Origin of the sequence: Flavobacterium denitrificans DSM 15936 (genome assembly GCF_000425445.1) — a bacterium.
In the GTDB taxonomy this organism is placed as follows: Bacteria; Bacteroidota; Bacteroidia; order Flavobacteriales; family Flavobacteriaceae; genus Flavobacterium; species Flavobacterium denitrificans.
In genome coordinates, this window is record NZ_KE384378.1 from 394151 (window position 1) to 419565 (window position 25415).

Here is a 25415-nt window from a genome sequence, read left to right on the forward strand (position 1 = left end):
TTTTTTAGAATGTAACTTTAAGATTAAAACCATATGATCTTCTGAATGGCAATGAACCATATTCAAAACCTTGTCCATTTCCTGAAGTGTACATAGACTCTGGGTCAATGTTTGGCAAATCTTTATTAAAAGTGAATAAATTTCTTGCGAAAGCCGAAACATAAATTGAGTTGATTTTTGCTCCGCCAAAAACACTTCTTGGAATTTGGTACCCCAAACTTACCTCTCTTAATTTTACGTAAGATGCATCATAAATAAACGGCGCAGGCGTATTGTTAAATACTGAGTTCCAGTAATCTTGTGGATTTACAGGTTTTGTATTTTGCACATAAACCGGATTAGCTTCTGTTCCTGTATTTACAACACCATTTGCTACATAACCCGCTGTAGGCACCCAAGTTGCTTGACTAAAATTTGGATCATTTGCAACGGCTTGTGCTCTCGCCTCATTATAAGCATCTCTTCCTTCTGTAGTAACATCAAGAAGTCCTTTTTGTGCCGCAAGTGAGTTTGTCATAGAGAATACATCCATTCCAAATTTCATATCAATCAAAAATTGAAGTGTAATTCCTTTATAAGAAAAACGGTTTGTTAAACCTGCTGCCCAATCAGGAAGTCCTTTTCCTAAGGCAACTTTAGTATCTGTGTAAACTGGCAAACCGTTTGCCCCAACTATCATTTCTCCAGAAGGTGTTTTTTGAAAATCTTTACCAATAATAGTCCCGTATTGCCCTCCTACTTGTGCAACAATTGCAGCACCAGCCCAACGTGCCTCAGAAATAGTATAAGTATCAATATCTGGATGCAACGAAATAATTGAGTTTTTGTTTTTTGAAAAGTTCAAATCAATTCCCCACTCAAAATTCTTGTTTTTAATTGGTGTTCCTGACAAGAAAATCTCAATACCTTCATTACGAAGTTTACCTGCATTTACAGAAATATACTCATATCCAGAAGTTGCTGAAGATGGCAAATCAATAGTTTGATCTGAAGTATCTTCACGGTAAACAGTAATATCAGCTTTTAATCTATTTTTGAAGAAAGCAGTTTCAACCCCAAACTCTACTCCTGTTTTTGATTGGTAAGTCAAATTAGGATTTGGTGCTGAAGTATTTTTGATGTTTACAACACTTCCTCCATTATAAGAAGAATAAGTCGTATAATTTAAAGCGTTCTTGTAAGCCCCTGGCGCATTAGAAACCTCTGCCCAAGATGCTCTGAATTTTCCATATGAAAAAGTATCGCTTTGAATATCAAATGCATCTGAGAAAACAAAACCTAATGAAGCCGCTGGATAAAAAGCATCTTTATTGATTACGCTAAACCAGTCATTTCTTCCTGTAAACTCAGCATATAAATATCCTTTGTAATCAAATTTAGCAGAACCATAAATTGAATTTGTTCTAGTTCTCGTATCTAGTGGCGCATTTTCAGTCTGATTTGAGAAATTACTAATATACTCAGTTCCAGGCTCAATAATATTTGTTCCGAATCTAGAACTTTGTTCTCTTCTGAAATCTCTTCTACCTGTTCCTAAAATTCCAGAAAAAGTAAAATCTTCAGTCAATTTAATATCTGAAAATGTTGCTATCAAATCAGTATTCATTTCAGAAACTTTAATATCTTCAAGTCCTAGGTAACCCGCATCTCTTCCTGGCCAAGTATTTCCCCAAGCCATAAAATCTTTTGAACTAAAATTATAAGTATCCAAACCAGTTCTAAGTGTCAAGGCAACCCATTTTTTCAACTGATAAGTCCCCGTAACATTGCCCATAAAACGGTTTTTTCGAGTTGAGTTGTGATTTTCATTTACAACCCAGTATGGATTCAACGAATACACATTATTATTCCATGGATACATTGAATTATCCGTCGGATCCATCGAATTTTTAAGCCAAGCCTGATCGATATTTGGTGCCAAACCACTTAAAGAATACCCAACGTTATTTGGCGAATCTCCCAAACCTGGTCTATTGTCTGTGTTTTCAACCATATAATTTACATTTGCATCTAAAGTAAATTTGTCTGATTTCATAGTTGCATTCAAGCTAGCATTGTTTCTTTCTAAACCAGATTCCGGAATTACGTCATCATTTTTAAGATTATTAAATCCAAAACGAACGATCGCATTGTCACTTCCCGCTGAAAGCGCAATTCCGTTTGATGTTGTAAATCCTGTTCTGAAGAAATCTTGAATATTGTTATCTACTTTAGCATACGGTCTCATCGAACCGTCAAATATTTTTACTTGCTGTCCTACAGATTCTGAAAATTTAGGTCCCCATGCACTAGTTGTATATTGGTAAATTTCAGTAGCTGCTTTGTTCGGATCTGGCAAAACCCCGTTTGAGCCAGTTCCGTAGTCAGTTTGGTAATCGTTATATTTAGCATTTACTCGGTCAAAACTTACACCGCTTGTTAATTCTACTTGTAGTTTTCCTTTGCTTCCTTTTTTAGTAGTAATCAAAATTACACCATTTAACGCTCTAGAACCATATAACGCTGCTGCAGCTGCACCTTTAAGAACCGTTAAGCTTTCAATATCATTTGGGTTGATACTTGAGATACCGTCACCACTATCTCTACCATCAAACCATTTGCTTGTTGCCGCGGCATCATTAGACAAACCTGTATTATCAATTGGAACACCATCAACAATATAAAGTGGCTGGTTACTCTCACCTATACTTGATATACCTCTAATAATAACTCTTGTGCTTCCGCCCACACCTGTTGCAGGAATAGACACATCAACACCGGCAACTCTACCTGAAAGTGCCGTAGCAACATTAGTTGTGATTACTTTGTTTAGTTGTTCACCTTTAACATCCTGAACTGCATATCCCAATTCTTTCTTTTGTCTCTTGATACCTAATGCTGTAACTACTACTTCCTGCAAGTTTTGAGTATCTGGTGATAACACAACATTTATTGTTGCTGAACCAGCCACTGTAACAGCCTTAGTCTTAATTCCAATATACGAAAAAACAAGCACATCACCTGTAGATGCTTGAATCGTATAGACTCCGTCAAAATCTGATTGGGTTGCCGTTTTTGTACCTTGAATTATTACACTAACTCCAGGCAACGGTAATCCGTTTTCATCGCTTACCAAACCTTTGATGGTTTTCGCCTGTGCATTCGCAAACTGCGAGGCGAGAAAAATCACAAAGATTAATACAAATTGTTTCATTTTTTCATGGTTTTTTTTAGTTATGCGATAAAATTATTGTTAATTTTAACATAAATAAAACATTTTATACAAACAGCAAAAAACCTTAAACAAACGACACAAATCATTCAACATTATGTTTTACGAAAACGTTATCTCGTTGAAATTAAGCATCATTTCACTTTTTTTACGTTTTTTTATTCAAAAGAATTGCGTTTTAGCTCTTAATTGTTTAAAGTTGCACAATATTCTATATACTTGACCAAAACAAGCTAACTCCAAGAAATTAAATTGAAGGAAATTCAAAAACTCAAATTCAATATTAAGATTCAAAATCATATTTGGTTTTGGAGTATCTATTTTACTTTAAATTTTTTAAGATGGGGAGCCTATTTTAATGATTACCCTTATTCGTTCAAATCAAACTTGATTGAATTTTCATTAGTAATTCCGCTCGTATATTTCAATTTGTTTGTTTTAGTGCCAAAATTTGTCTTGAAACAAAAATATATTCTCTATACATTTTTGCTTCTAACAAGCTTATTTGTAATGTATTTATGCAAGACTGCGCTTACTTATTATATCATATCCGAAAATATTTGGCCTGAAGCGAATCGAGAATATCATCCTTTTGAAATCAATCATATTGTAGCTGTCTGCATTGGAGAACTTTACGTTTTAGCAATGGCTTCATCTGTTTATCTTACTTTGACTTGGCTACGTGAACGCGAACGAAACCGCTCATTGAGAGAAAATCAATTCAAAATCAAATTAAAATACCTTGAAAACCAAATACAACCGCACTTCTTCTTTAATACTTTAAATAATCTATATGCTTTGTCTTTGGAATCTTCAGATAAAGTCCCAGACGTTATCATTAAATTATCCAATTTGATGGAATACGTTCTCTATGATGTAAAAGGAACCAAGTTTGTCCCATTGATTAAGGAAATAGATTATATCCAAAATTATATCGAAATCGAAAAGTTGCGATTTGAAAATGTCGAAGTCTCCATAAATCTGGAATCTAATATTGAGGATATTGTTGTGCCACCGCTAATCTTTATTTCATTGGTAGAAAATGCCTTTAAACATGGCGGTTTAAACAACAAAAACCTGAAAATCAAAATCAATTGCAAAGTTATCGACAATAAATTGTTAGATTTTGAAATCCTAAATAATTTTGTAATTTCACAAAATCTTAGTCCAAAAGGAGGAATTGGATTAATCAATACCAAAAAAAGACTGAAATTAATTTATAAGAATAATTTTAGTCTAAAACAGTCAACTAAACTAAACTACTATATAATCCGTTTGCAAATACCTATTCATAATGAAGATTAAATGTGTTTTGATCGATGATGAACCATTAGCTGTCAAAGTCTTGCAAAATTACTTTGCAAATTTCCCAGATTTTGAAGTTGTTGCGACATTCAATAATTCTCTGGAAGCACTTGATTTTTTAAACAGCACGCCAGTTGATGCTGTTTTTTTAGACATCAACATGCCAATGATGACTGGATTTGAATTGATCAGCCTTATCGAAAACAAAACTAAAGTAATCATCACAACCGCTTTTAGGGAATTTGCTGCCGAAAGCTATGATCTTGACGTACTCGATTATTTAGTAAAACCAATTCCGCTTCCTAGATTTATAAAATGCATTAATAAAATCACTACCGAATACAATCTTAAAAACAACATTAAAGTTGAAGCCACGAAGGGCGATTCTCACATTTTCATCAAAGTCGATAAAAAAATGATGAAAATCAATATTGAGGAAATCCTATTTGTGGAAGGAATGAAAGAATATATAAAAGTAGTCACTCCAGACAAAACCTATATTACACATAAATCCCTAACTTCTTTGTCAGAAGAATTGCCTTCTGACCGTTTTTTGCGAATACATAAATCGTACGTAATCGCACTGAATAAGGTAAAATCTATTGAAGGAAACCGAATTCAAATACAATCCTACACAATTCCAATAGGCAGAAACTACAGCAAAGACGTCAAAAACAAAATTCTGGAATAAATCTTATTACATTTTCGATTTCTAACTAAGTTAAAACTAACACATTGTTGAAAAAATGATGTTGTTTGTTTAAATTTAACATTATTTGTGCCTTTTTATTTTTTTTTGCTATTCGTAACAAATATATTTACGGTCTTCAAAAAACACTATAAATAAAAAATTAACCTTATTACAATTATGAGTTCAGAAAATGTACAGACCAAGTGGGGACAATTTATCTCATTGATAATCGTCTTCTTCTTTTGGGGTTTTGTTGGTTCTGCCAATGACATCCTGATACCAGTATTCAAAAAAGTATTTACTTTATCGCAAGTTCAGTCGCAATTAGTAGCTTGGGCATTTTATGCAGCGTACTTTGTTGGATCAATTATTTTCTTTTTAGTATCATTAAAAAGAGATGTTTTACAACAATTCGGATACAAAAAAACATTAGCTGCAGGATTAATTCTTTCGGCTGTTGGTTCATTCTTATTCGTTCCTGCTGCAACAATGGCAAGTTTCCCATTCTTCTTAACAGCATTATTTACAGTAGGTTTAGGATTTTCGATTCAGCAAATTGTTGCCAACCCACTTGCTATTAAAATGGGAAGCCCAGAAACTGGAGCACACCGTTTGACATTGGCAGGAGGTATCAACTCTTTCGGAACTACAATCGGAGCAATCTTACTAGGAATTGCGCTTTTCGGGATGGGCGACAATAAAAAAACAAACCTTTCACTAGAAGACATCAAATTACCTTTTATCATTTTAGGTCTTGCTTTCATCGTAGTTGCAGTTTTCATGTATTTTTCTAAAATTGAAGATCCAGCAAAAGTTGATGAAGAACAAGCTATAATTGAGCACAAACATGCAAAATTCAACATCCTTGATTACCCTCAATTGTATCTTGGAATGCTAGGAATTTTCATTTATGTAGGAACTGAGGTAACTATTATCAGTAATTTGCCAGCCCTATTGCACACAAATGAATTCGGAAACATCCTTGAAGATGCTATTGCACCATTTATCGCTTTATATTGGGGAAGTTTAATGATTGGACGCTGGAATGGTGGTGTAAACGTTTTCAACACTTCAAACCTAGTAAATACAGCTTTAAAATTCATCGTTCCTGCTTTAGCATTCGGAGTAATTATCGGAGCTAACATTTTTGCCGCTCACGACGTTTCAACATTCTACATTTACCCAATTTGGATCTTATTATTCATTGCTGTAAGTTTTGTAGGAGGTAAAAATGCTGGCAAAACTTTAATGCTTTTCGGAATCTCAGGATTACTGATGATGGTTTTAGGACTTGTTTGGCCAAATCCAGAAATCGCTAAATTCTTCTTTATTTCTGGAGGATTATTCTTATCGATCATGTGGCCTTCAATCTTCGATTTAGCAATCGCAGGCTTAGGGAAAAACACAGGAAAAGCTTCATCTTTCTTAATTATGATGATTCTTGGAGGAGGAGTTATTCCATTGGTTCAAGGAAGCATCTGCGACCTAGACGCTACAAATCCAGAGGGAATTTTAGGAATTTCATACACACACTTCTCTTATATCGTACCACTTCTTGGCTTTGCTTACTTAGCATTTTATGGCTTCTATTGTCCTAAACTATTAAAAAGACAAGGAATCAGCCACGTTGAAGGTGGCGGAGGCGGACACTAAAAAGTAAAAAACATCAACATAAAAAAAACTCCCATTTTATTCAAATGGGAGTTTTTTCTTTTACCAATATGCATGAATTTAAATTTCCAACTTAGACCCCTTGAATCTTAGCACTTAGAAGCTTACTTAGCATTAATGATATTACTCAAATTCTTCTTAAAAATGGTTCTGCTTTGTTCAGAAATCTTATAAACAACATCTTTGTCAGCATGGACAATAACCTTGTCGATATTAGCCGCTAAAAGCGCCTTAGGATCTTTTATTCTTAAAGTACAGGCTCCATCAAAAAAACCGTCATCTTCTATTATCTTTTTTGCTTCAACAATAGTACCATCCGTTAAAACTGCGGAAATAGTCATTTCCTTATTTGGGGTTTTCAAATAAAAACCATCCATGACCAACATTAAACGATAACTGTTCTTAAGTTCTGGCCCTTTAAACTCATGTCGGGTAATATTATAACGAAGACCTTTTGCCAAAGACTGAAACTTGGTTGTACAATCTAGCTCATAAGTAGCCACATCGCCTGCATCATTAACACTGGTCAAAACCTTGGCTTGCGCATTTATCGATACTGTCGCAACAAAAAACGAAACTAAAACTAAGATGATTTTCATAAATATTTCTTTTTACGTTTACATAAAAGTAAAAAAAAATCGTCTTTTTTAATAAAAAAGACGATTTAAATATTTTATAAAAACCTGATTACTATTTGTTTCCTTTCTCGAAGTCAGCAACAAACTGAGCTAATCCGATATCAGTCAAAGGATGCTTCAATAAACCAGCAATTGCAGATAATGGCCCAGTCATAACATCAGCACCAATTTTTGCACAGTTCACAATATGCATAGTGTGACGTACAGAAGCTGCTAAAATTTGCGTCTCATAGCCATAGTTGTCATAAATCTCTCTGATTTCTTGAATCAAATTCAAACCATCAGTTGAAATATCATCTAAACGTCCTACGAACGGAGAAACATAAGTTGCTCCAGCTTTTGCCGCTAATAAAGCTTGTCCAGCAGAAAACACAAGAGTTACGTTTGTTTTGATTCCTTTATCAGAAAAATATTTTGCAGCCATAACACCTTCTTTGGTCATTGGCAATTTTACAACGATTTGATCGTGCAATTCAGCTAACTCTTCACCTTCTTTGATCATTCCGTCATAATCCAATGCATTTACCTCTGCACTTACATCACCTTCAACAAGATTACAGATATCAACATAATGCTTCAAAATGTTGTTTTTTCCGGTAATTCCTTCTTTTGCCATCAATGATGGATTAGTGGTTACACCATCTAAAACACCTAAAGCCTGCGCTTCTTTAATTTGAGCTAAATTAGCTGTATCAATAAAAAATTTCATAATCTATCTATTTATAATTGTGTGTTGAAAAATTCGGTGCAAAATTACAAAATCAATACCAATAACAGTTTTAAAATTTAAAGCAATTTGACAATTATGTTTGAAATCTCGCAATTTGTGCCATTTTTAAAGCTTATAATGATTCATTAACATTTTTTCATAAACTTTATCAGGCAGAGCACGTTTCAAAACAATCGAAAACTTCTGCATAAAAACCCCAACTTTATAATGCACATTAGGCTTCTTAGTCTGTATGATTTTATAAATTGCTTCAGCCATTTCGTTTGGATTGCTTCCTGCATCAACATGCTCGTTCATTGTGGCTAATGTATCGCCATACACTTTTTCATAAGCAGAACCATTTATTACCGGCGCATGAAAACGTCCAGCTGCGATATTAGTAGCAAAATCGCCTGGAGCAACATTTGTAATTTCGATTCCAAATTGCTTTACTTCCATTCTCAATCCTTCGGTAATCAATTCCAAAGCACCTTTTGAAGCCGAATAAACGCTTCTGTACGGCAATCCCATATAAGCAGCGATAGAAGTAATATTTATAATAAGTCCAGATTTTTGCTCGCGCATTTGTGGCAAAACAGCTTTCATCACTTCGATTGGACCAAAAAAATTGGTTTCAAAATTATTTTTGATTTCTTCCATCGGAATTTCTTCCAAAGGACCTGTAATTCCAACTCCAGCATTATTGATCACAATATCCAATCTTCCTGAAATTTCCAAAATTTTAGCTACTGCACTTTTTATAGAATCCGAATTTCTAACGTCTAAAGCCACAAGCGGAAAAATAGAATTAAGTACTTTTTCTGGATTTCGGCTCGTTCCATAAACGACATAGCCTTTTTTATGCAAAAACTCCCCTATTGATTTACCAATCCCAGAAGATCCTCCGGTTATTAAAACGACTTTATTCATTTTTCTATGTTAGATGTTAAATGTTATAATTTAAAATGCAATCTCAGCAATCAAAAGTTTATTAGAAAAGTCACACTCATCTAACTTATCATCTTTGACTTTACAGAGAATCAAAAATAAAAAAAAATCTCCCCGAAGGAAGATTAGATTTATATGAATTCTAAAAAAAGAATTTTATAACGAAAAAAAAAAAAAAAAGGCAAGCGACCTACATCGCACCGCTCAACCACGTACCCTTGCTATGTTCCCATCCTGGGGGAGTCTGCAGGAGCTGGTCGTGTAGGACTTGCCGGTGCAAATATACAATCTTTTTATATTTTTGCAAGAGCTTTGTTGCTATAAAAATATCGTTGTATATTGGCTTATTCAAATTTTAAACTATGAAAAAATATAACTTCCTAGCTGTCATTTTATTAGGAATCACATTTGTTGGATGTGGAGAAAAAAATAAAGGCGAAAATTCTTTATTTAATATTGATGATTCCGCTTTTCCGGCTCATTTTACGCAAAAAGAAGCAGTTTCTATTGGCGTTTTGAATCCAAAATCGACAGAAATCGACAGTATTGCCTACTTTGTTAATGACAAAAGAGTAGGAAGTACAAAAGGCGCTGAAAAATTCAAATTTGAATTAAAGGATCAAAAACTGGGTTATCAATATTTGAAAGCTACCGTTTATTTTGGTTCTGATTCTTCTGATGCAACTAAACGAATCGAATTAGTTTCAGATATTCAACCAAAAGCATTAAAATATAAAATTGTAGATACTTTTCCTCACGATACAAAAGCTTTTACTGAAGGCTTAGAGTTTAACAATGGTATTTTATTCGAAAGTACAGGCCAAGAAGGTGATTCATACTTTAGATCAGTAGATTATAAAACAGGAAAAGTAATCAAACAAGTAAACCTACCTAAAGAAGACTTTGGAGAAGGAATTACTTTTATAAATGGCAAAATATTCCAATTAACTTGGCAACAAAAAAAGGGATACATATATGATGCTAAAACCTTAAAATTAGAAAAAACTTTTACCTACGACAAAGACATCGAAGGATGGGGAATGACACATGACGATAAATACATTTATCATTCTGACGGAACTGAGAAAATCTGGAAAATGGATCCAAATACTCAAAAATTACTTGATTACATCAATGTGTATTCTGGCTCTTCAAAAATCAAACGTATAAATGAGTTAGAACTAATCAACGGAAAATTTTATGTAAATGTTTGGCAGAAAGATGCGATTGCAGTTGTAAACCCTACATCAGGCGCTGTTGAAGGCATATTAGACCTTTCTGGTTTACGTAAATTCATTAAAGCTCCTAACGCTGAAGTTTTAAACGGAATTGCTTATAACCCACAGACCAAAACCTTTTTTGTTACCGGTAAATATTGGGAGAAAATGTTTGAAATAACAATTTCCGAATAATTCCCAATCAAATAATTTTACGAATTTCACAAGTTTTCACATATAAATACGTGAGAATTTGTGAAATTTGTGTTTTATAACAACTCACATTGATGATCACATTAATCAAAAACATCCAAGAATTATTACAAGTTCGCGAAACTTCAATTGATAAAGTTTCAGGTTCTGAAATGGCAATATTGCCGTCGATAAAAAATGCTTTTTTAATTATAAAAGATAACCTTATCGAAGATTTTGGCTCAATGGAAAACCTTCCTAAAATCAATGCCGATAAAATTATCGATGCAACTGGAAAAGTAATTTTGCCAACTTGGTGCGACAGTCACACTCATATCGTTTATGCCGGAAACCGCGAACAGGAATTCGTAGATCGCATCAACGGACTTACTTATGAAGAAATTGCAAATCGCGGTGGCGGGATTTTAAATTCGGCTAAAAAACTAAATGAAACTTCAGAAGAAGAAATTTATGAGCAATCAAAAATTCGTTTAGAAGAAGTAATGCATTTAGGAACTGGAGCTGTCGAAATTAAATCTGGCTACGGACTGACAGTCGAAGGCGAGCTAAAAATGCTTCGTGTTATTAAAAAATTGGCCGAAAATTATCCAATTGCAATAAAAGCTACCTTTTTAGGCGCGCATGCTTTTCCAACACATTGTAAAGAAAACAAAGGGGGATATATAGACGAAATCATAACCAAAATGATTCCTGAAATTGCTCAAAACAAACTAGCTGAATATATTGATGTTTTCTGCGAATCAGGTTATTTTTCTGTAGAAGAAACGGAAAAAATTATGCAAGCAGGAATTGATTTCGGCTTAAGGCCAAAAATCCACGTGAATCAATTTAACTCTATTGGTGGCATTCAAGCTGGCGTTAAATTTAATGCACTTTCTGTTGACCATCTTGAAGTAATGAATCCAGATGATATTCAAGCTTTAAAAAACACTGAAACGATGCCTGTTGCCTTGCCTTCTTGTTCTTATTTTTTAAGCATTCCGTACACACCAGCGCGCGAAATGATCAAAGCTGGACTTCCATTGGCATTAGCTACAGATTTCAACCCGGGATCTACTCCATCTGGGAATATGAATTTTGTGGTTGCGACAGCTTGCATCAAAATGAAAATGACACCAGAAGAAGCCATCAATGCAGCAACAATCAATGGCGCTTATGCAATGGGTCTTTCAGAAACTCATGGAAGTATTACAAAAGGGAAAAAAGCAAATTTAATCCTCACGAAACCAATTTCTTCTTACTACCAAATTCCATACGCTTTTGGAAGCAATTTGATTGAAAGCGTTTTTTTGGAAGGAACAATTCTAGAATAAAATCCATAAAAAAAGGTCTGTGAAACTCACAGACCTTTAATATCAAAGTGGCATTATTATCCTTTACGACAAATTATCTTAAACTGAAACTAGTTTTAGAAACTAATTCATCATTATCAAAAACATTGATAAAGTAAGTTCCTTTTGCAAAATCTTTACCCGGAAGATCTTCACTAACTTGTACCGTTTTATTTTCATATTTAACTGTAGTTTTGAAGCTATAAGTTAAAGAGTTATCACCAAAACTTTCTGTTTTCTTTTCTCCTAAAACATTATTTTTAGCATCAATTACCTGAATATAATAGGTTTTATCTCCAGATTTTGCAATTGAATTTTCAGCAATTGTAAAACTTACTTTCAAAACATCAGCACGGCTTGCTTTATCAGTTTCAATTTGTTTTCCAGAGCTTTTCAATTTGTAAGCTGCAGTTTTTGTGTTTAAAACAGACAATTTAGAACCTCTTTCAACAGTTTTAGCAAGTTCTTCGTTTTGCCCTACTAATACTTCATTGTATTTTTTAGATTCTCCTAAAACTACAATTGTACTATCTCTCTGAGTTGTCAAAACACCATTTTGTTTTTTCAGCTCATCATTTTCAGCAACTAAAGTTTTCATTTTCGCTTGCATTGCCTGAACTTGAGATTTGTATTTAGAAACATCTCCTTTTGATTTATTCAAATCATCCATAAGAGCTACTACTTTATCTCTTTCCTGAATCAATTCATCAGACATTGAAGTATTTTCAGCAATTGCAGCATCATAAGTTGCTTTTAATTCTTGTAAATCCTTCATAACAGATTCTTTCTCTGTCATTGTTGTGGTAAGCTCAGTTTTAACTACTTCTGTATCAGAAGATAATTTAAAAATATACACTAAACTACCAATCAGTAGGACTGCTAAAACTGCGATTACCGCTTTTAGACTTGAGTTGTTGTTCTTTGGGTTTTCCATATTTAATAATTTTCTTTATTAACAAATTTAAGAATTAATATATCGTAATAACGTAAGTTGACACAATTATATTATTTTTGGACAATATTTTTTTATATGGAGAAATTAATTCCTTTTACTGTTAATGATTTAGCAAAAGTCACAAATCACCGTAGTGGCGAAATAAAATTCGGCGAAAAGATGATTGTCATTCCAAAAGAAGCTGACAAGATAAAATTCATGACCGAATGTGAGGCTAAATATGTACTTTTAGGAATTCCTGAAGATATTGGCGTGCGTGCAAATTATGGTCGTCCAGGTACTGCATCGGCGTGGGAAAATGCGATAAAAAGTATTGCGAACATTCAGCATAATCGTTTTTCAAAAGGAAGCCAAATAATTGTTTTGGGCCAAATCAATGTTGCTCAAGAAATGCGAGATGTAGAAAATCTTGATTTCAACGACATCGACGATCGATCAAAACTAAGCCAATTGGTTGAAAAAATCGACAAAGAAGTTTCTCATATAATATTCAGCATTATTAAAGCTGGAAAAACTCCAATTATCATTGGCGGGGGCCACAACAATGCTTACGGAAATATTAAAGGTTCGGCTCTTGCAAAAGGAAAACCTATAAATGCAATCAACTTTGATGCACATTCTGATTTTAGAATTTTAGAAGGACGTCACAGCGGAAACGGATTTTCATATGCTTATGAAGAAGGTTTTCTTAAAAAATATTTCATCTTCGGATTGCACGAAAATTACACTTCAAAAAGTGTTTTAGACATTATCAAAAAATTAGAAGATCGTGTACGTTATAATACATATGACAGTGTAAATATCCGAAAAGAAAAAGATTTCAACCGAGAAATGGCTCTAGCTTTAGGCTTTATTCAAAATGATTCTTTTGGAATTGAGATTGATTTAGATGCGATTCCGAATATTGCCAGCAGCGCCATGACAATAAGCGGATTTTCTGTAGAAGAATTGCGCCAGTTTGTTTCTTTCTTTGGACAACACAAAAATGCTACGTATTTGCACATTTGCGAAGGAGCACCAGATTTAGCCGATTCTCCAAATAATAATTTAATTGGAAAATTGATTGGTTATTTGATCACTGATTTCATCAAAGCAAACAATGAAAAAGAAAAATCGCACTGAACTTCAACAGGCTTAAAACCACACATTTCCCAAATAATACAAGATTCAAATAAACGTTTGATCGAATAAACCTATCTTTGCACAGAATTTTTAGTGTTTTAAACTAAATTCTTAACACCTAAGATATGTTATTCGAAGATTTATCACTTTCAAAAAGTATACAAAAAGCCGTATTTGAAGAAGGCTACCTTAATCCCACCCCAATTCAGGAGCAAGCTATTCCAATTGTTTTATCAGGAAGAGATTTGATTGGTTGTGCGCAGACAGGAACAGGAAAAACGGCAGCATTTGCCATCCCAATAATTCATCAATTGCACCGAATTGTAGGCTCATCAAAAAAAGCCAAACAAATTCGCGCACTTGTTGTTACGCCAACACGTGAACTTGCCGTGCAAATTGGAGAAAGTTTTGACACTTATGCAAAATATACCAATTTAACACAATTAACAATATTTGGAGGCGTTTCTCAAAATCCGCAGGTTGAAACCTTAAAAAAAGGAATCGATATCCTTGTAGCAACTCCTGGGCGATTATTGGATTTGCATAAACAAGGGTTTCTTGATTTAGACCACTTGCATACTTTGGTTTTAGACGAAGCCGATCAAATGCTTGATATGGGCTTTATAAACGATGTGAAAAAAATCGTAAAATTAACCCCAAAAAATCGTCAGACTTTATTGTTTTCAGCAACTATGCCAATTGCTATTCGCGAATTGGCAGAAATGTTTTTGAAAGATCCAGAAAAAGTTGAAGTTTCACCAGTTTCATCGACAGCAGAAAATGTAGAACAACGCATTTATTTTGTTGACAAAACAGAGAAAAGAAACTTGCTATACCATTTGATCAAAGAGCAAAATTTATCAAACGTACTTGTTTTTTCAAGAACGAAACATGGTGCCGATAATGTTGTAAAAGCACTTCGCAAAAAAGATATTCCAGCAGAAGCAATTCACGGAGACAAATCGCAAAACGCAAGACAGCGTGTTTTAGACGCCTTTAAAAACAAAGAAGTTGGAGTTTTAGTGGCCACAGATATTGCGGCTAGAGGAATCGACATCGAGCAGTTGCCATATGTAATCAATTTTGACTTGCCTAACATCCCTGAAACCTACGTTCACCGAATTGGCCGTACAGGTCGTGCAGGAAACGGCGGAATCGCGATTTCATTTTGTGGCAAAGACGAACATCCATACTGGAAAGATATTCAAAAATTGATAAAAGTTGACGTAAAAACCATAACTGACCATCCTTATCAATGGCATTCTGGAAGTCCCGAAGCAGGTGAAAAACCTAAAAATTCAAATAGAAGCGGAGGAGCACACAAGTCAAGAAAATCAAATACATCTAAGAAAAATAAAAAACGCTGGTACTAACCAGCGTTTTTTGCTTCTTCTATCAAATAACTGATGATTTTAAACAGTTTTACTGGCTCAAATGGTTTAATAATAATATCATTTATTCCCGATGAAATTGCTTCGTCGGTTATTTCATCTTTATCAAAAGCAGTCAAAGCGACAATTGGCGTTTTTACATCTTTCAGGCGAATTCTTTTGCTGGTTTCAAAACCATTCATCAATGGCATATTAATATCCATTAAAATAAGGTCAAAAGTTTCCTTTTCAAGAATTTCTAAGGCACCAAAACCATCATCAACCACTTTGCAGATGTAATTATTTTTTTCGATAATTTTTTTGGTTACCAATTGATTGATTAAATTATCCTCGACAATCAAAATTTTATGAACCTCGTTTGAAGTCAAATCCACTTCAATTTCATCAATAATCTTTTTGGTTTTCTCAGGATCATGCTCAAACGGTATAACAAATGAGAATGAAGTGCCTTGCCCTACTTCGCTTTCTAAGGTAATTGTGCTTCCAAAAAGTCCCAACAAGCGTTTTACAATACTCAAACCTAAACCAGTTCCTTGATAATCTTCATCTTTACGTCCTACTTGTACAAATTTTTCAAAGATTTTACTTTGGTCTACAGTTGCAATTCCAACGCCATTGTCTTTTATCAAAAAATCAAGAAAATAATTTTTACCTTCTATTTTCAAAAGATCAACTTTCACTTCAACTTCGCCATTCTTTGTAAATTTTAAAGCATTGCTCACCAAATTCATCAAGATTTGCGCAAGTCTGAGTTTATCGCCAATTAAATACTCGGGAATTTTGGGGTCAATATAAATATTGATTTTGTTATTATTTTTTTGAGATAAGAACGAAAGCGAATTTTTGATCATTGTAATTTCATCTGAAATATTAAATGTCAAATTTTCAAGCACAACTTTGTTCTCTTCAATTTTATTAATCTGCAAAATATCATTTACTAAAGACAATAAATATCGCGCAGAAAATTTCAGCGAACTTAAATGCTGGCTTCTTGATAATTCTTTGTGTTCTTCTAACAACATATTTGTAATTCCTACGACACCATACAATGGCGTACGCAATTCGTGGCTTATAGTCGAAATAAACTGAGTTTTGAGCAAAGAGGCTTCCTCTGCAATTTCCTTCGCCTTTAAGAGCTCTAAATTGTGTTTCTTTTTGAATCTGATGTTTTTAATCAAAGTAATAATCAAAACCAACAGTATCAAGGAAACCAAAACAAATAAAATTACAATAATTCGTGATTTCTTAAGACTCTGATATTGCGAAATCTTTTCATTTTCAATTTTATCAATCTGCCTTTTATATTCATCTAGCTCAAGATTAAAACCAGCAATAGAGGCTTTTTTTAGTTTTTCTTGATTGTATAATTCCTCCGTTATTTGGTTGTATGACGTAAGATGCTCATAAGCTTCTCTATATTTTTCGATTTTAGTCAAAAACTTAGAATATTCTAAATGTGCATACGACAAATCAGATCGTTCTTCACTATTTATTCCGGCGGCAATTGCAGCCAAAAAATAAGCATTTGCAGTATCATCTTCATTTTTAAAAGAAGAATACATACCGTTGAGCATATTTACGACAATTTCTGTCGATTGATCTCCATATTTTCCAATGTTATTGCCAACAAATTTTAAATAGGGATAACCTTCTTTAAACTTTCCAATATCAAAATACGCCCAAGCTATGTTTACATTCGTAAAATAAACCTGTTCCATACCATTGATTTTCAAACTATAGGCAATTGATTTTTTATAATATGAGATCCCTTTATCAAATTGCTTTTTCTCAAAACAATAAATATTTCCTAAGTTGTTGTGAAGGCTGTATTTTATAGAATCATTATTTGTTTTATTGGCATAGAACAAACTTTTATTATAGAAGAAAATAGCTTTATCAAACTCGGACAATTCACTATAATTGCCCGCAATAATTTTATATGATTTTGCTATTAAATAATTGTTTTTTAATAATGTTGCTTGATTTAATGCAATGCGCGAAGCTATTAATGATTTTTCAAAATTTGAATCTTTAAAATCATCCCATGCTTGTTTGACAAGCTTATTAATTTTAGTATCCGAAATTGTTTCTGACTGCGCGAAAGCCGAATTGACAACACAATTCAGAAAAAAGATTAAGAGAATAAAAATCCGCATTCGGGGCATAAATGGCTAATTTTCCCAAATATACACTTAAAAATAAAAAAAAACTGTATTTAAAATAAAAATACAGCTTTTCTTTATTTTTTGTTTAAAGTTTAATCCGACAAAAATCAGCAAACTTTATTATTATTTTCAAGACTATTCTTCTAAACTTACTTCTGCTTCTTTATTACTTTCCCATTGTCCAACAACAGAAGTTGCCAAAGCATTTCCTAAAACGTTTGTTGCGCTTCTGAACATATCACAAAAATGGTCAATAGGCAAAATCAAGGCGATTCCTTCAACGGGAATATCGAACATTCCACAAGTTGCCGCTACAACCACTAAACTTGCTCTTGGGACACCAGCAATACCTTTGCTCGTAAGCATTAAAACCAAAAGCATTACCATTTGTGTTCCAACATCTAAATGAACTCCATAAAACTGAGCGATAAAGATACTGGCGAATGTCATATACATCATACTTCCGTCTAGATTAAACGAATATCCAAGCGGCAGCATGAAAGAAACAATTTTGTCTTTTACACCAAAATCTTCTAATTCTTCAGTCAATTTTGGAAAAACAGCCTCACTACTTGTTGTACCAAATGCAATTGCTAATGGTCCAACTATACGCTTCAATAAATCAGTCATTCTTCCTTTTAAGAAAATATAACCAACTGCTATTAAAACAACCCAAAGCGTACTGATTCCAACTAAAAATGATCCAAAAAATTTGAAGTATGTAATTACTAATTCCTCGGCATCTCTAATAGCAAATACCCCTGCGATAGCACCAAAAACTCCAATTGGAGCAAAGTTCATCACATAGTTAACCATTTTCAAAACGATATGTGACGCTTTGTCTAATGCATTAATTACAGGTTTTACAGTACTTCCTATTGAAGCGGCCGCTAATCCGAAAAAGATTGAGAAAATTACAATCTGCAAGATTTCATTGGTTGCCATTGCTTCAAAAAGGCTTTTTGGAACAATATGCTCTACAAAATTCTCTACAGAAAGTGTTTTTGTTTTTCCTGTTACTTCAGTTGCGGCAGCCATATCAACGTGATCTAATTTCAAACCTACTCCAGGCTCTAAAAGATTCACATAAAACAGCCCGATTAATAATGAAATAAATGAAGCTGTAAAAAACCATCCTAAAGCTTTTCCTCCAATTCTTCCAACTGTTTTAATATCACCAAGCTTGGCAATCCCAACCACTAAAGTTGTAAATACCAAAGGCGAAATAATCATTTGCACTAATCGAATAAAAACAGTTGCCAGCATTTTGATTTTGCTGCTGAAAGACTGTGCGGCTTCAGGAGAAATAGTATTATGCAATATAATTCCCAAAGTTGCTCCAAGAAACATTGCAACAACAATTTGTCCTGTTAATCCTGAAAGAAATGATTTTTTTTTAGTTTCTGTAACTTGCATTAATTTTTGTTTTAAGTTAAAATATTAAGACCCTCACTGTCTTAACTTTTATTAATATGTTTTGTTGATTAAATAAAAATCAGCCAAAACAATCGCAGCCATTGCCTCAACAATTGGTACTGCACGAGGTACTACACAAGGATCGTGACGGCCTTTGCCAGTCATTGGCGTAATATTTCCTTTATTATCTAATGAATCTTGTGTCTGCATGATAGTCGCAACAGGTTTGAAAGCTACTCTAAAGTAAATATCCATTCCGTTGCTGATTCCACCCTGAATTCCTCCAGAAAGGTTTGTTTTTGTAGTTCCATCAGGATTGTACAAATCGTTGTGTTCACTTCCTTTCATTTCAGAACCAGAAAAACCACTTCCGTACTCAAAACCTTTAACCGCGTTTATTGAAAGCATTGCTTTTCCTAATTCGGCATGCAATTTATCAAAAACAGGTTCGCCAAGACCAACAGGTACATTTTGAATTACGCACGAAACTACACCTCCAACAGTATCTCCCTGTTTGCGGATATCACGAATATATTCTTCCATAATCGCAGCCGATTTTTCATCTGGGCAACGAACAGGATTGCTTTCTATTTTCGAAAAATCTAAATCTTGATATGGAGTATCCAAATGAATTGGACCCACAGAAGAAACATAAGCATTAATCTTGATCTCAGGAAGCATTTGTTTTGCAATTGCTCCTGCAACTACACGACTTGCAGTTTCGCGAGCAGAGCTTCTTCCGCCACCTCGGTAATCACGAAAGCCATATTTTTGATCATAAACGTAATCAGCGTGGCTTGGTCGGTAATTATCTTTTATATGAGAGTAATCGTCTGATTTTTGATTGGTATTTGGAATAATAAAACCTATTGGAGTTCCAGTTGTTTTTCCTTCAAAAATTCCAGATAAAAACTGAACCGCGTCTGGTTCTTTACGTTGTGTTACAATTGCCGATTGTCCAGGTTTTCTGCGGGCCATTTCAATTTCAATTGCTTCAAAATCTAATTGAATTCCTGATGGACAACCATCAATAATACCGCCTAAAGCTTCACCGTGCGACTCGCCAAATGTTGTAATTCTATATAATGTGCCGTAGCTATTTCCTGCCATGTTTTTAGTTTTAGCAAATGTAAGTTTTATGAATTAAATTAAAAAATATAAAATTGTGATTATTAAATAAAGGTTAAGCAGTTTAAAAATCATAATTTATTAAAATAGAGCCCGAATTGATAACCTTTTCATAAAATAAATCCAGTATGAGTTTCTTTTATTTGCTAAACTTCAAATCAAGAAAAATTGAAAAAAAGAAATGTCGAGCTGGTCGTTATTTCAGATGTCCACTTGGGAACTTACGGAAGCCATGCTAAGGAATTAAACAACTACTTATCAAGCATTAAACCTAAAACTTTAGTTTTAAATGGAGATATTATCGATGCTTGGCAATTTCGAAAATCTTACTTTCCAAAAGCTCATTTACGAGTAATTCAGCGTATTATTGGAATGGCTTCAAAAGGAACAAAAGTGTATTATATCACCGGAAATCACGATGAAATTCTTCGAAAATTCACCGATATGAATATGGGAAATTTTTCATTGGTTGATAAAGTAGTTCTGGAATTAGACGACAAAAAAGCTTGGATTTTCCATGGCGACGTTTTTGATTCTTCGGTTCAACATTCAAAATGGATTGCAAAATTGGGCGGATTAGGCTACGATTATTTAATCCTTTCCAATCGTTTTGCAAATTGGTGCTTGTCAAAATTAGGTCGCGAACCTTATTCTTTTTCTAAAAAAATAAAAGCAAGTGTAAAAAAAGCCGTAAAATTTATTTCAGATTTTGAAACCACTGCAACAGATTTGGCCATTGAAAAAAAATACGATTATGTCATTTGTGGTCACATTCATGAACCAAAAATAATTACTAAAGAAAATCGTCATGGCTCAACTTTATACCTAAATTCTGGTGATTGGGTCGAAAACCTAACTGCTTTAGAATACCACAAAAAACGCTGGAAATTATACTCGTATGTCCAAAGCAATTTCGCTGAAGAAGAAAATTTATTCGAAATGGAAGATAATTTAACTTCACAATTGCTGATTTCCATTATGGCGAAAAAATAAATCTAAAATCAAGGAATACAGCAAAATTAGCCTCTACAATGCTTACAAATGCTTTTTATTCATAAAAATGTAAATTATATAACAATTTTCAGAAATGTTATACGTTCTCTAATGAGGTGTAATTATACATTTGAATTAAATTAATTGAATCATTTTTATGAAAAAAATCATTTTATCTGCCATTATGCTATTAGGTTTAGCATTTACGGCTCATTCTCAAGACATTGCAAAAAACGCGTTAGGTTTGCGTTTAGGCGACAATAACGGTTTTGGAGGGGAAGTATCTTATCAAAGAGGATTAAATCAAAAAAACAGACTTGAATTTGATTTAGGCTGGAGAAACAGTAGCGACGTTGATGCCATTAAAGGTGTTGCTCTTTATCAATGGGTTTGGAATATAGACGGAGGTTTTAACTGGTACGCTGGTGTTGGTGGCGGAATCGCTGCTTGGGATCACGATTATTACAATAATAATGTAAAATATAACGACAGCGGAACTTATGTTTTTGCTGCAGGAGATATCGGAATTGAATATGGTTTTAAAGAAGTGCCAATTCTTTTATCATTAGATGCTAGACCTGAAATTGGTTCAGGATACTACGATGATGACAACTTCGGATTTGATGTTGGTTTAGGAATCAAATTCAAATTCTAAATAAAAATAAAAAATAATTGTAAAAGAAAACCTGTCCTTTTAATTGCGACAGGTTTTTTTTTATTCTTTTAAATCAAAGGCTTCGACTCCGCTAAGCCAAACAAAGAGAAAAAACTCGAAAGTCAAATGTCAGGCTGAGCAGAGTCAAGGCCCCACGCAAAATTTATTTAATAATAATCTCTTTTTTAGAATGAATTTTCACCACCGTGTAAGGATATGAAATCACCTGCATCACCATTGCATCTGGCGCTGGGCTATTTTCCTTCACGGTGATAATAATATTTTTATCTGTTTCCTCCACTTTCTCCACACCAATAGAGTAACCACTGGTGTTTTTTTCACCCATATTTAAAATAACATAATTTGAAGTGCTGATGTCAGTCTGCTTCATTTTGTCAGCCAAAAGCGGATCATTTTCAAGCATTTTAATTTCGTTGGGTTCTGTCAAAATTTCAAAAAACTTAATATTCCCACCGCCATTCGACTGTTCAGTTAAAACTTCATAAAGCGCCGTTGCGCCAGAAGTTTTTTTCGCACCACAGGAAATCAAAACAAAAACTGCTAAAACTGAAATTATCTTTTTCATGCATTAAATTATTAGATTTCTATCTTACTCTTTATAATCGTCAATTGCTTTTTGATACAATGCTTCGTATTTTGGGAGTATATTTTTAATATCAAATTTCTTAGCCACTTCCAGCGCATTCTTTTTAAACTCTTTTAGCGTGGCATCATCTTTCAGAATTTTGATTGCATTTGTAGCCATTTCTTCGACATCTCCAACATTGCTCAAATAACCCGAAACACCGTCAAAATTGACTTCAGGCAAACCACCTGAATTACTTGATATAACAGGAACGCCTAACGCCATTGCCTCTAAAGCTGCCAAACCAAAACTTTCAGTTTCAGACGGAAGCAAAAACAAATCGGTCATACATAAAATTTTATCAATCTCATTACTGTTCCCAAAGAAAATCACTTTGTCGTAAATCCCTAATTCCATACACAAAACTTCCGCTTTTTCCTTTTCAGGACCATCACCTACCATCATCAATTTAGCAGGCATTTCCTTCTGGATATTATAGAAAATCTTAATGATATCCGGAATACGTTTAACCTTTCTAAAGTTACTAATGTGCGTTATAATACGTTCATTTTCCTTTGCCATAACATAACGATGACAAGGCGCGTCAGGATCTTTTACCACTTTATCCAATTCGATAAAATTCGGGATCACCTTAATCTTATTCTTTATTTTAAATAACTTCAAAGTGTCATCTTTCAAACTCTGCGACACCGAAGTCACATAATCAGATTTATTAATACTAAAAGTCACCGCAGGCTTATAAAAAGGATGATTTCCAACCAAAGTAATATCTGTCCCGTGAAGCGTCGTAATCATCGGGAGATTAATTCCTTCATTTTTCAGCATTTGCTTCGCCATATAACCCGCATAAGCGTGCGGAATAGCATAATGAACGTGCAAAACTTCAATTTTGTACAATTTCACCATATCAACCAATTTACTCGACAAGGCCAATTCGTAAGGCTGATAATGAAAAAGTGGATATTCCGGAACATTAACTTCGTGGTAATGCACATTCGGATTTAAAAGTGCCAATCTAACTGGTTGACTATAAGTTATAAAATGTATTTCGTGTCCTCGTCTGGCTAATTCAAGACCTAACTCAGTGGCTACTACCCCACTACCGCCAAACGTCGGATAACAAACTATTGCTATTTTCATGTATTTAATTTAATACTACGAAAATACTCAAAAATAGCGTTTAATTAACCGTTTCGATTGTTAGATTTTTGTGAATCTTAGATTCAGCAGAGTATTAGAGTATTAGACTGTTAGAATTCAGCTTGAAAAGTTGCTTTCCTTTTTTATCAATAGCAGAAAATCTGTTTTCAAAAGAAAGTCCCGTCCCGCTGTCCGCTATATCTTTTATGGTGAACCCCACCATAAAAGGATGCCGCTACCATCGGGGCTAGATTAGAAGTTTTTGTTTTTATAAGAAATCATTTCAAAATATTTATTCAAAAAACAAACTACCATTCCAAGGATATTCTATCCCTCTATAAACTGTCATCTTCAAAGTAAACAACAAAACACACACAATTAACAAAATGGCCATTATTATAGGAAAAGTAACTTTCTTCTTAATATTTAAGAAAAAAATATACCCAAATATAATCTGCAAAATGATTAATAATATTAAATAGAACAGATCACCCATCCCTTGTCCAAAAACTATTTTTCCACTAAAAATCAATACTAACATTATTGAAGTCCAGATGAAATAGAAAACACTGAAGAAATTTAAAACGACCTTCATATATCAAACTTCTAATTATTTAAAATTACACAATATTGTCATTCTGAGAAACTTCAACATAACATAAAACTTTAAACACAAACCTAAAAAAATTAGATAAAAAAAAGGCACAAAACTAAGTTTAATGCCTTTCAAATATATTAAAAATTCTTCCTAGAAAAATCTGCTATGCCAGCTATCGGCAGCAGGAACTTCCCAAGATTCATTAAATTCCTCAATATTGTTTACAAGATTATTAAAAACAATTGTGTTCTCAGAAACCGATTTATCTTTAACCATCTTTTTAAAATCAATTAACGGTTTGTGTGCAATATGTTCTCCAAGCTTAAAAGTAACGTTCATCTTGTCTAGCAAATCAACATTGTATTTTTTCTCCAAGCTCTGAATAAATTCAACAGAACTATCAATTGAACATCCTGTCGCCGCCTGCACTTCCTGATTTACCGCTAATATGATAAAGCGGTTATACTTCAGCAAAAATGATGCTTCAAGGCTTGTTCCGTGTGCAGCCCATTGCTCCACAAAAGCTTTTAAATCAGTTTCAATTTCAGAAAACTCTTCCTCAGAAAATTTTCTGTTCGATTGGTAAATCCAAACTCTTGATTCACCTGGCAAATTTTCAAAAGGTATATACATTTTATTTAGCTTAATTTATTATAAGTTTATAATTTCAATTGATCAAATAATTATAGAAATCATCAAAATCAAAACATCAATTATAACTTTTCTAATTTTCTAAGAATTTTATAGGCTCTAAATTCTTTTGTTTTAGTATCGAACAACTCAATTTCTGTATAGCCTACATTAAGTTTATCCTTTTTCTTAACCTCATTATTAGTTAACAAAGACGCTGTATCGAAATAATCTAGCAAAAGAAAAGTATAATTTCTACCTTTTTGATCTTTTATTTGTAAAGTTACAAATTGTTCAATTTTAATATCAATAACTTCTCCAGAAACATAAATATCTTCTTCTTCAGCATCAGCATCACCCTTGTCTTGTTTTCCTAACTCCAAAATAACGTTAGGGCAAAATTCAAGCATTTTTATTCCTACCTCTTTCCCTAAATTAGTCATTCCATCCTTATCGTTAAACTCTACTTTATTCTTAAACTCTGATACATGATCGCTATAACTCTTAACCATACATATTCCTAATGTAGATGTTAAGTCATCTCCTGCAAGGTCACCCGATTTGCTTTTTTTTTCTTCTATACATTCACATGTTTCTCTTGCTACTTTCTTTAGCACATCATCTTGTGCATAAACAACAGCATTTAAAAGAAGAACAGTGAATAAAAATATTTTTTTCATA

General features: G+C 33.5%; 21 protein-coding genes and 1 other RNA gene. 9 read left to right on the top strand and 13 right to left on the bottom strand.

All coding sequences use genetic code 11. The annotated features are described in order from the left end of the window. Window positions 1–4: 4 nt before the first annotated feature. On the bottom strand, window positions 5–3193 hold the full coding sequence (locus tag H600_RS0118160; protein WP_026730126.1) for a SusC/RagA family TonB-linked outer membrane protein: 3189 nt from the start codon (window positions 3191–3193) through the stop codon (window positions 5–7). A gap of 528 nt (window positions 3194–3721) precedes the next feature. Between H600_RS0118160 and H600_RS0118165 the strand changes: the two genes are divergently transcribed. The 3 genes from H600_RS0118165 (at window position 3722) to H600_RS0118175 (ending at window position 6860) form a co-directional block, all read left to right on the top strand. Further along, window positions 3722–4516, top strand: coding sequence for a sensor histidine kinase (locus H600_RS0118165; protein WP_245176599.1), 795 nt, complete (start codon window positions 3722–3724; stop codon window positions 4514–4516). Then, on the top strand, window positions 4506–5207 hold the full coding sequence (locus H600_RS0118170) for a LytR/AlgR family response regulator transcription factor (protein WP_026730128.1): 702 nt from the start codon (window positions 4506–4508) through the stop codon (window positions 5205–5207). Before H600_RS0118165 ends, H600_RS0118170 begins: the two co-directional genes overlap by 11 nt. 177 nt (window positions 5208–5384) lie before the next feature. Next, complete coding sequence (locus H600_RS0118175; RefSeq protein WP_026730129.1) at window positions 5385–6860, top strand: MFS transporter; 1476 nt, start codon at window positions 5385–5387, stop codon at window positions 6858–6860. A gap of 122 nt (window positions 6861–6982) precedes the next feature. Here the strand turns inward: H600_RS0118175 and H600_RS0118180 are convergent, their stop codons facing one another. From H600_RS0118180 to ffs, 4 genes are all read right to left on the bottom strand, one after another. Next, a complete protein-coding gene (locus tag H600_RS0118180) occupies window positions 6983–7477 on the bottom strand; it encodes a hypothetical protein (protein ID WP_026730130.1) in 495 nt (164 codons plus the stop codon). Window positions 7478–7568: 91 nt separating this feature from the next. Beyond that, entirely contained in the window at window positions 7569–8225 is a 657-nt protein-coding gene (gene fsa, locus H600_RS0118185; protein ID WP_026730131.1) for a fructose-6-phosphate aldolase, read from the bottom strand. Between the two features lie 126 nt (window positions 8226–8351). After that, window positions 8352–9155 (bottom strand): SDR family oxidoreductase, encoded by an 804-nt coding sequence (locus H600_RS0118190; RefSeq protein WP_026730132.1) that lies wholly within the window; start codon window positions 9153–9155, stop codon window positions 8352–8354. Between the two features lie 194 nt (window positions 9156–9349). Next, an RNA gene (gene ffs, locus H600_RS22770) (signal recognition particle sRNA small type) lies at window positions 9350–9447 on the bottom strand. An 88-nt stretch (window positions 9448–9535) separates the two neighbouring features. Between ffs and H600_RS0118195 the strand changes: the two genes are divergently transcribed. Both H600_RS0118195 and hutI read left to right on the top strand, forming a co-directional pair. After that, window positions 9536–10585: a glutaminyl-peptide cyclotransferase gene (locus H600_RS0118195; RefSeq protein ID WP_026730133.1), complete on the top strand. Its 1050-nt coding sequence runs from the start codon at window positions 9536–9538 to the stop codon at window positions 10583–10585. A 92-nt stretch (window positions 10586–10677) separates the two neighbouring features. Continuing rightward, window positions 10678–11916 carry an imidazolonepropionase gene (hutI, locus tag H600_RS0118200; protein WP_026730134.1) on the top strand — a complete coding sequence of 413 codons (1239 nt, stop codon included), beginning with the start codon at window positions 10678–10680 and terminating at the stop codon, window positions 11914–11916. A gap of 73 nt (window positions 11917–11989) precedes the next feature. On the opposite strand, the gene H600_RS0118205 is transcribed toward hutI, so the two are convergent. Further along, window positions 11990–12868 (bottom strand): hypothetical protein, encoded by an 879-nt coding sequence (locus tag H600_RS0118205; protein WP_026730135.1) that lies wholly within the window; start codon window positions 12866–12868, stop codon window positions 11990–11992. A gap of 96 nt (window positions 12869–12964) precedes the next feature. Between H600_RS0118205 and H600_RS0118210 the strand changes: the two genes are divergently transcribed. Then, window positions 12965–14011, top strand: coding sequence for a formimidoylglutamase (locus H600_RS0118210; protein WP_026730136.1), 1047 nt, complete (start codon window positions 12965–12967; stop codon window positions 14009–14011). Window positions 14012–14136: 125 nt separating this feature from the next. Then, window positions 14137–15384: a DEAD/DEAH box helicase gene (locus H600_RS0118215; RefSeq protein ID WP_026730137.1), complete on the top strand. Its 1248-nt coding sequence runs from the start codon at window positions 14137–14139 to the stop codon at window positions 15382–15384. Here H600_RS0118215 and H600_RS0118220 read toward each other — a convergent pair. The 3 genes from H600_RS0118220 to aroC form a co-directional block, all read right to left on the bottom strand. Continuing rightward, a complete protein-coding gene (locus H600_RS0118220; RefSeq protein WP_026730138.1) occupies window positions 15381–17567 on the bottom strand; it encodes a response regulator in 2187 nt (728 codons plus the stop codon). The two genes, H600_RS0118215 and H600_RS0118220, sit on opposite strands and share 4 nt — an antisense overlap. Before the next feature lie 135 nt (window positions 17568–17702). Beyond that, complete coding sequence (locus H600_RS0118225) at window positions 17703–18983, bottom strand: dicarboxylate/amino acid:cation symporter (RefSeq protein WP_026730139.1); 1281 nt, start codon at window positions 18981–18983, stop codon at window positions 17703–17705. Window positions 18984–19034: 51 nt separating this feature from the next. Next, window positions 19035–20093, bottom strand: a complete 1059-nt coding sequence (gene aroC / locus H600_RS0118230; RefSeq protein WP_026730140.1) for a chorismate synthase — start codon at window positions 20091–20093, stop codon at window positions 19035–19037. A 186-nt stretch (window positions 20094–20279) separates the two neighbouring features. Between aroC and H600_RS0118235 the strand changes: the two genes are divergently transcribed. Continuing rightward, window positions 20280–21104 (top strand): UDP-2,3-diacylglucosamine diphosphatase, encoded by an 825-nt coding sequence (locus tag H600_RS0118235; RefSeq protein WP_026730141.1) that lies wholly within the window; start codon window positions 20280–20282, stop codon window positions 21102–21104. Window positions 21105–21261: 157 nt separating this feature from the next. Next, entirely contained in the window at window positions 21262–21759 is a 498-nt protein-coding gene (locus tag H600_RS0118240; protein ID WP_026730142.1) for a hypothetical protein, read from the top strand. Between the two features lie 163 nt (window positions 21760–21922). Here H600_RS0118240 and H600_RS0118245 read toward each other — a convergent pair whose 3' ends face one another. From H600_RS0118245 to H600_RS0118265, 4 genes are all read right to left on the bottom strand, one after another. Beyond that, on the bottom strand, window positions 21923–22345 hold the full coding sequence (locus tag H600_RS0118245) for a protease complex subunit PrcB family protein (protein WP_026730143.1): 423 nt from the start codon (window positions 22343–22345) through the stop codon (window positions 21923–21925). Window positions 22346–22369: 24 nt separating this feature from the next. Next, window positions 22370–23506 carry an N-acetyl-alpha-D-glucosaminyl L-malate synthase BshA gene (gene bshA, locus H600_RS0118250; RefSeq protein ID WP_026730144.1) on the bottom strand — a complete coding sequence of 379 codons (1137 nt, stop codon included), beginning with the start codon at window positions 23504–23506 and terminating at the stop codon, window positions 22370–22372. Between the two features lie 748 nt (window positions 23507–24254). After that, a complete protein-coding gene (locus H600_RS0118260) occupies window positions 24255–24737 on the bottom strand; it encodes a hypothetical protein (RefSeq protein WP_026730146.1) in 483 nt (160 codons plus the stop codon). 80 nt (window positions 24738–24817) lie between these two features. Then, window positions 24818–25414, bottom strand: coding sequence for a hypothetical protein (locus H600_RS0118265; RefSeq protein WP_026730147.1), 597 nt, complete (start codon window positions 25412–25414; stop codon window positions 24818–24820). Between the last annotated feature and the right edge of the window lies 1 nt (window position 25415).

Bases quoted from the DNA above. Each gene is read 5' to 3' on its own strand.
- H600_RS0118160 (WP_026730126.1), bottom strand. From the start codon at position 3,193: ATGAAACAATTTGTATTAATCTTTGTGATTTTTCTCGCCTCGCAGTTT.
- H600_RS0118165 (WP_245176599.1), top strand. From the start codon at position 3,722: ATGTATTTATGCAAGACTGCGCTTACTTATTATATCATATCCGAAAAT.
- H600_RS0118170 (WP_026730128.1), top strand. From the start codon at position 4,506: ATGAAGATTAAATGTGTTTTGATCGATGATGAACCATTAGCTGTCAAA.
- H600_RS0118175 (WP_026730129.1), top strand. From the start codon at position 5,385: ATGAGTTCAGAAAATGTACAGACCAAGTGGGGACAATTTATCTCATTG.
- H600_RS0118180 (WP_026730130.1), bottom strand. From the start codon at position 7,477: ATGAAAATCATCTTAGTTTTAGTTTCGTTTTTTGTTGCGACAGTATCG.
- fsa (WP_026730131.1), bottom strand. From the start codon at position 8,225: ATGAAATTTTTTATTGATACAGCTAATTTAGCTCAAATTAAAGAAGCG.
- H600_RS0118190 (WP_026730132.1), bottom strand. From the start codon at position 9,155: ATGAATAAAGTCGTTTTAATAACCGGAGGATCTTCTGGGATTGGTAAA.
- H600_RS0118195 (WP_026730133.1), top strand. From the start codon at position 9,536: ATGAAAAAATATAACTTCCTAGCTGTCATTTTATTAGGAATCACATTT.
- hutI (WP_026730134.1), top strand. From the start codon at position 10,678: ATGATCACATTAATCAAAAACATCCAAGAATTATTACAAGTTCGCGAA.
- H600_RS0118205 (WP_026730135.1), bottom strand. From the start codon at position 12,868: ATGGAAAACCCAAAGAACAACAACTCAAGTCTAAAAGCGGTAATCGCA.
- H600_RS0118210 (WP_026730136.1), top strand. From the start codon at position 12,965: ATGGAGAAATTAATTCCTTTTACTGTTAATGATTTAGCAAAAGTCACA.
- H600_RS0118215 (WP_026730137.1), top strand. From the start codon at position 14,137: ATGTTATTCGAAGATTTATCACTTTCAAAAAGTATACAAAAAGCCGTA.
- H600_RS0118220 (WP_026730138.1), bottom strand. From the start codon at position 17,567: ATGCCCCGAATGCGGATTTTTATTCTCTTAATCTTTTTTCTGAATTGT.
- H600_RS0118225 (WP_026730139.1), bottom strand. From the start codon at position 18,983: ATGCAAGTTACAGAAACTAAAAAAAAATCATTTCTTTCAGGATTAACA.
- aroC (WP_026730140.1), bottom strand. From the start codon at position 20,093: ATGGCAGGAAATAGCTACGGCACATTATATAGAATTACAACATTTGGC.
- H600_RS0118240 (WP_026730142.1), top strand. From the start codon at position 21,262: ATGAAAAAAATCATTTTATCTGCCATTATGCTATTAGGTTTAGCATTT.
- H600_RS0118245 (WP_026730143.1), bottom strand. From the start codon at position 22,345: ATGAAAAAGATAATTTCAGTTTTAGCAGTTTTTGTTTTGATTTCCTGT.
- bshA (WP_026730144.1), bottom strand. From the start codon at position 23,506: ATGAAAATAGCAATAGTTTGTTATCCGACGTTTGGCGGTAGTGGGGTA.
- H600_RS0118260 (WP_026730146.1), bottom strand. From the start codon at position 24,737: ATGTATATACCTTTTGAAAATTTGCCAGGTGAATCAAGAGTTTGGATT.
- H600_RS0118265 (WP_026730147.1), bottom strand. From the start codon at position 25,414: ATGAAAAAAATATTTTTATTCACTGTTCTTCTTTTAAATGCTGTTGTT.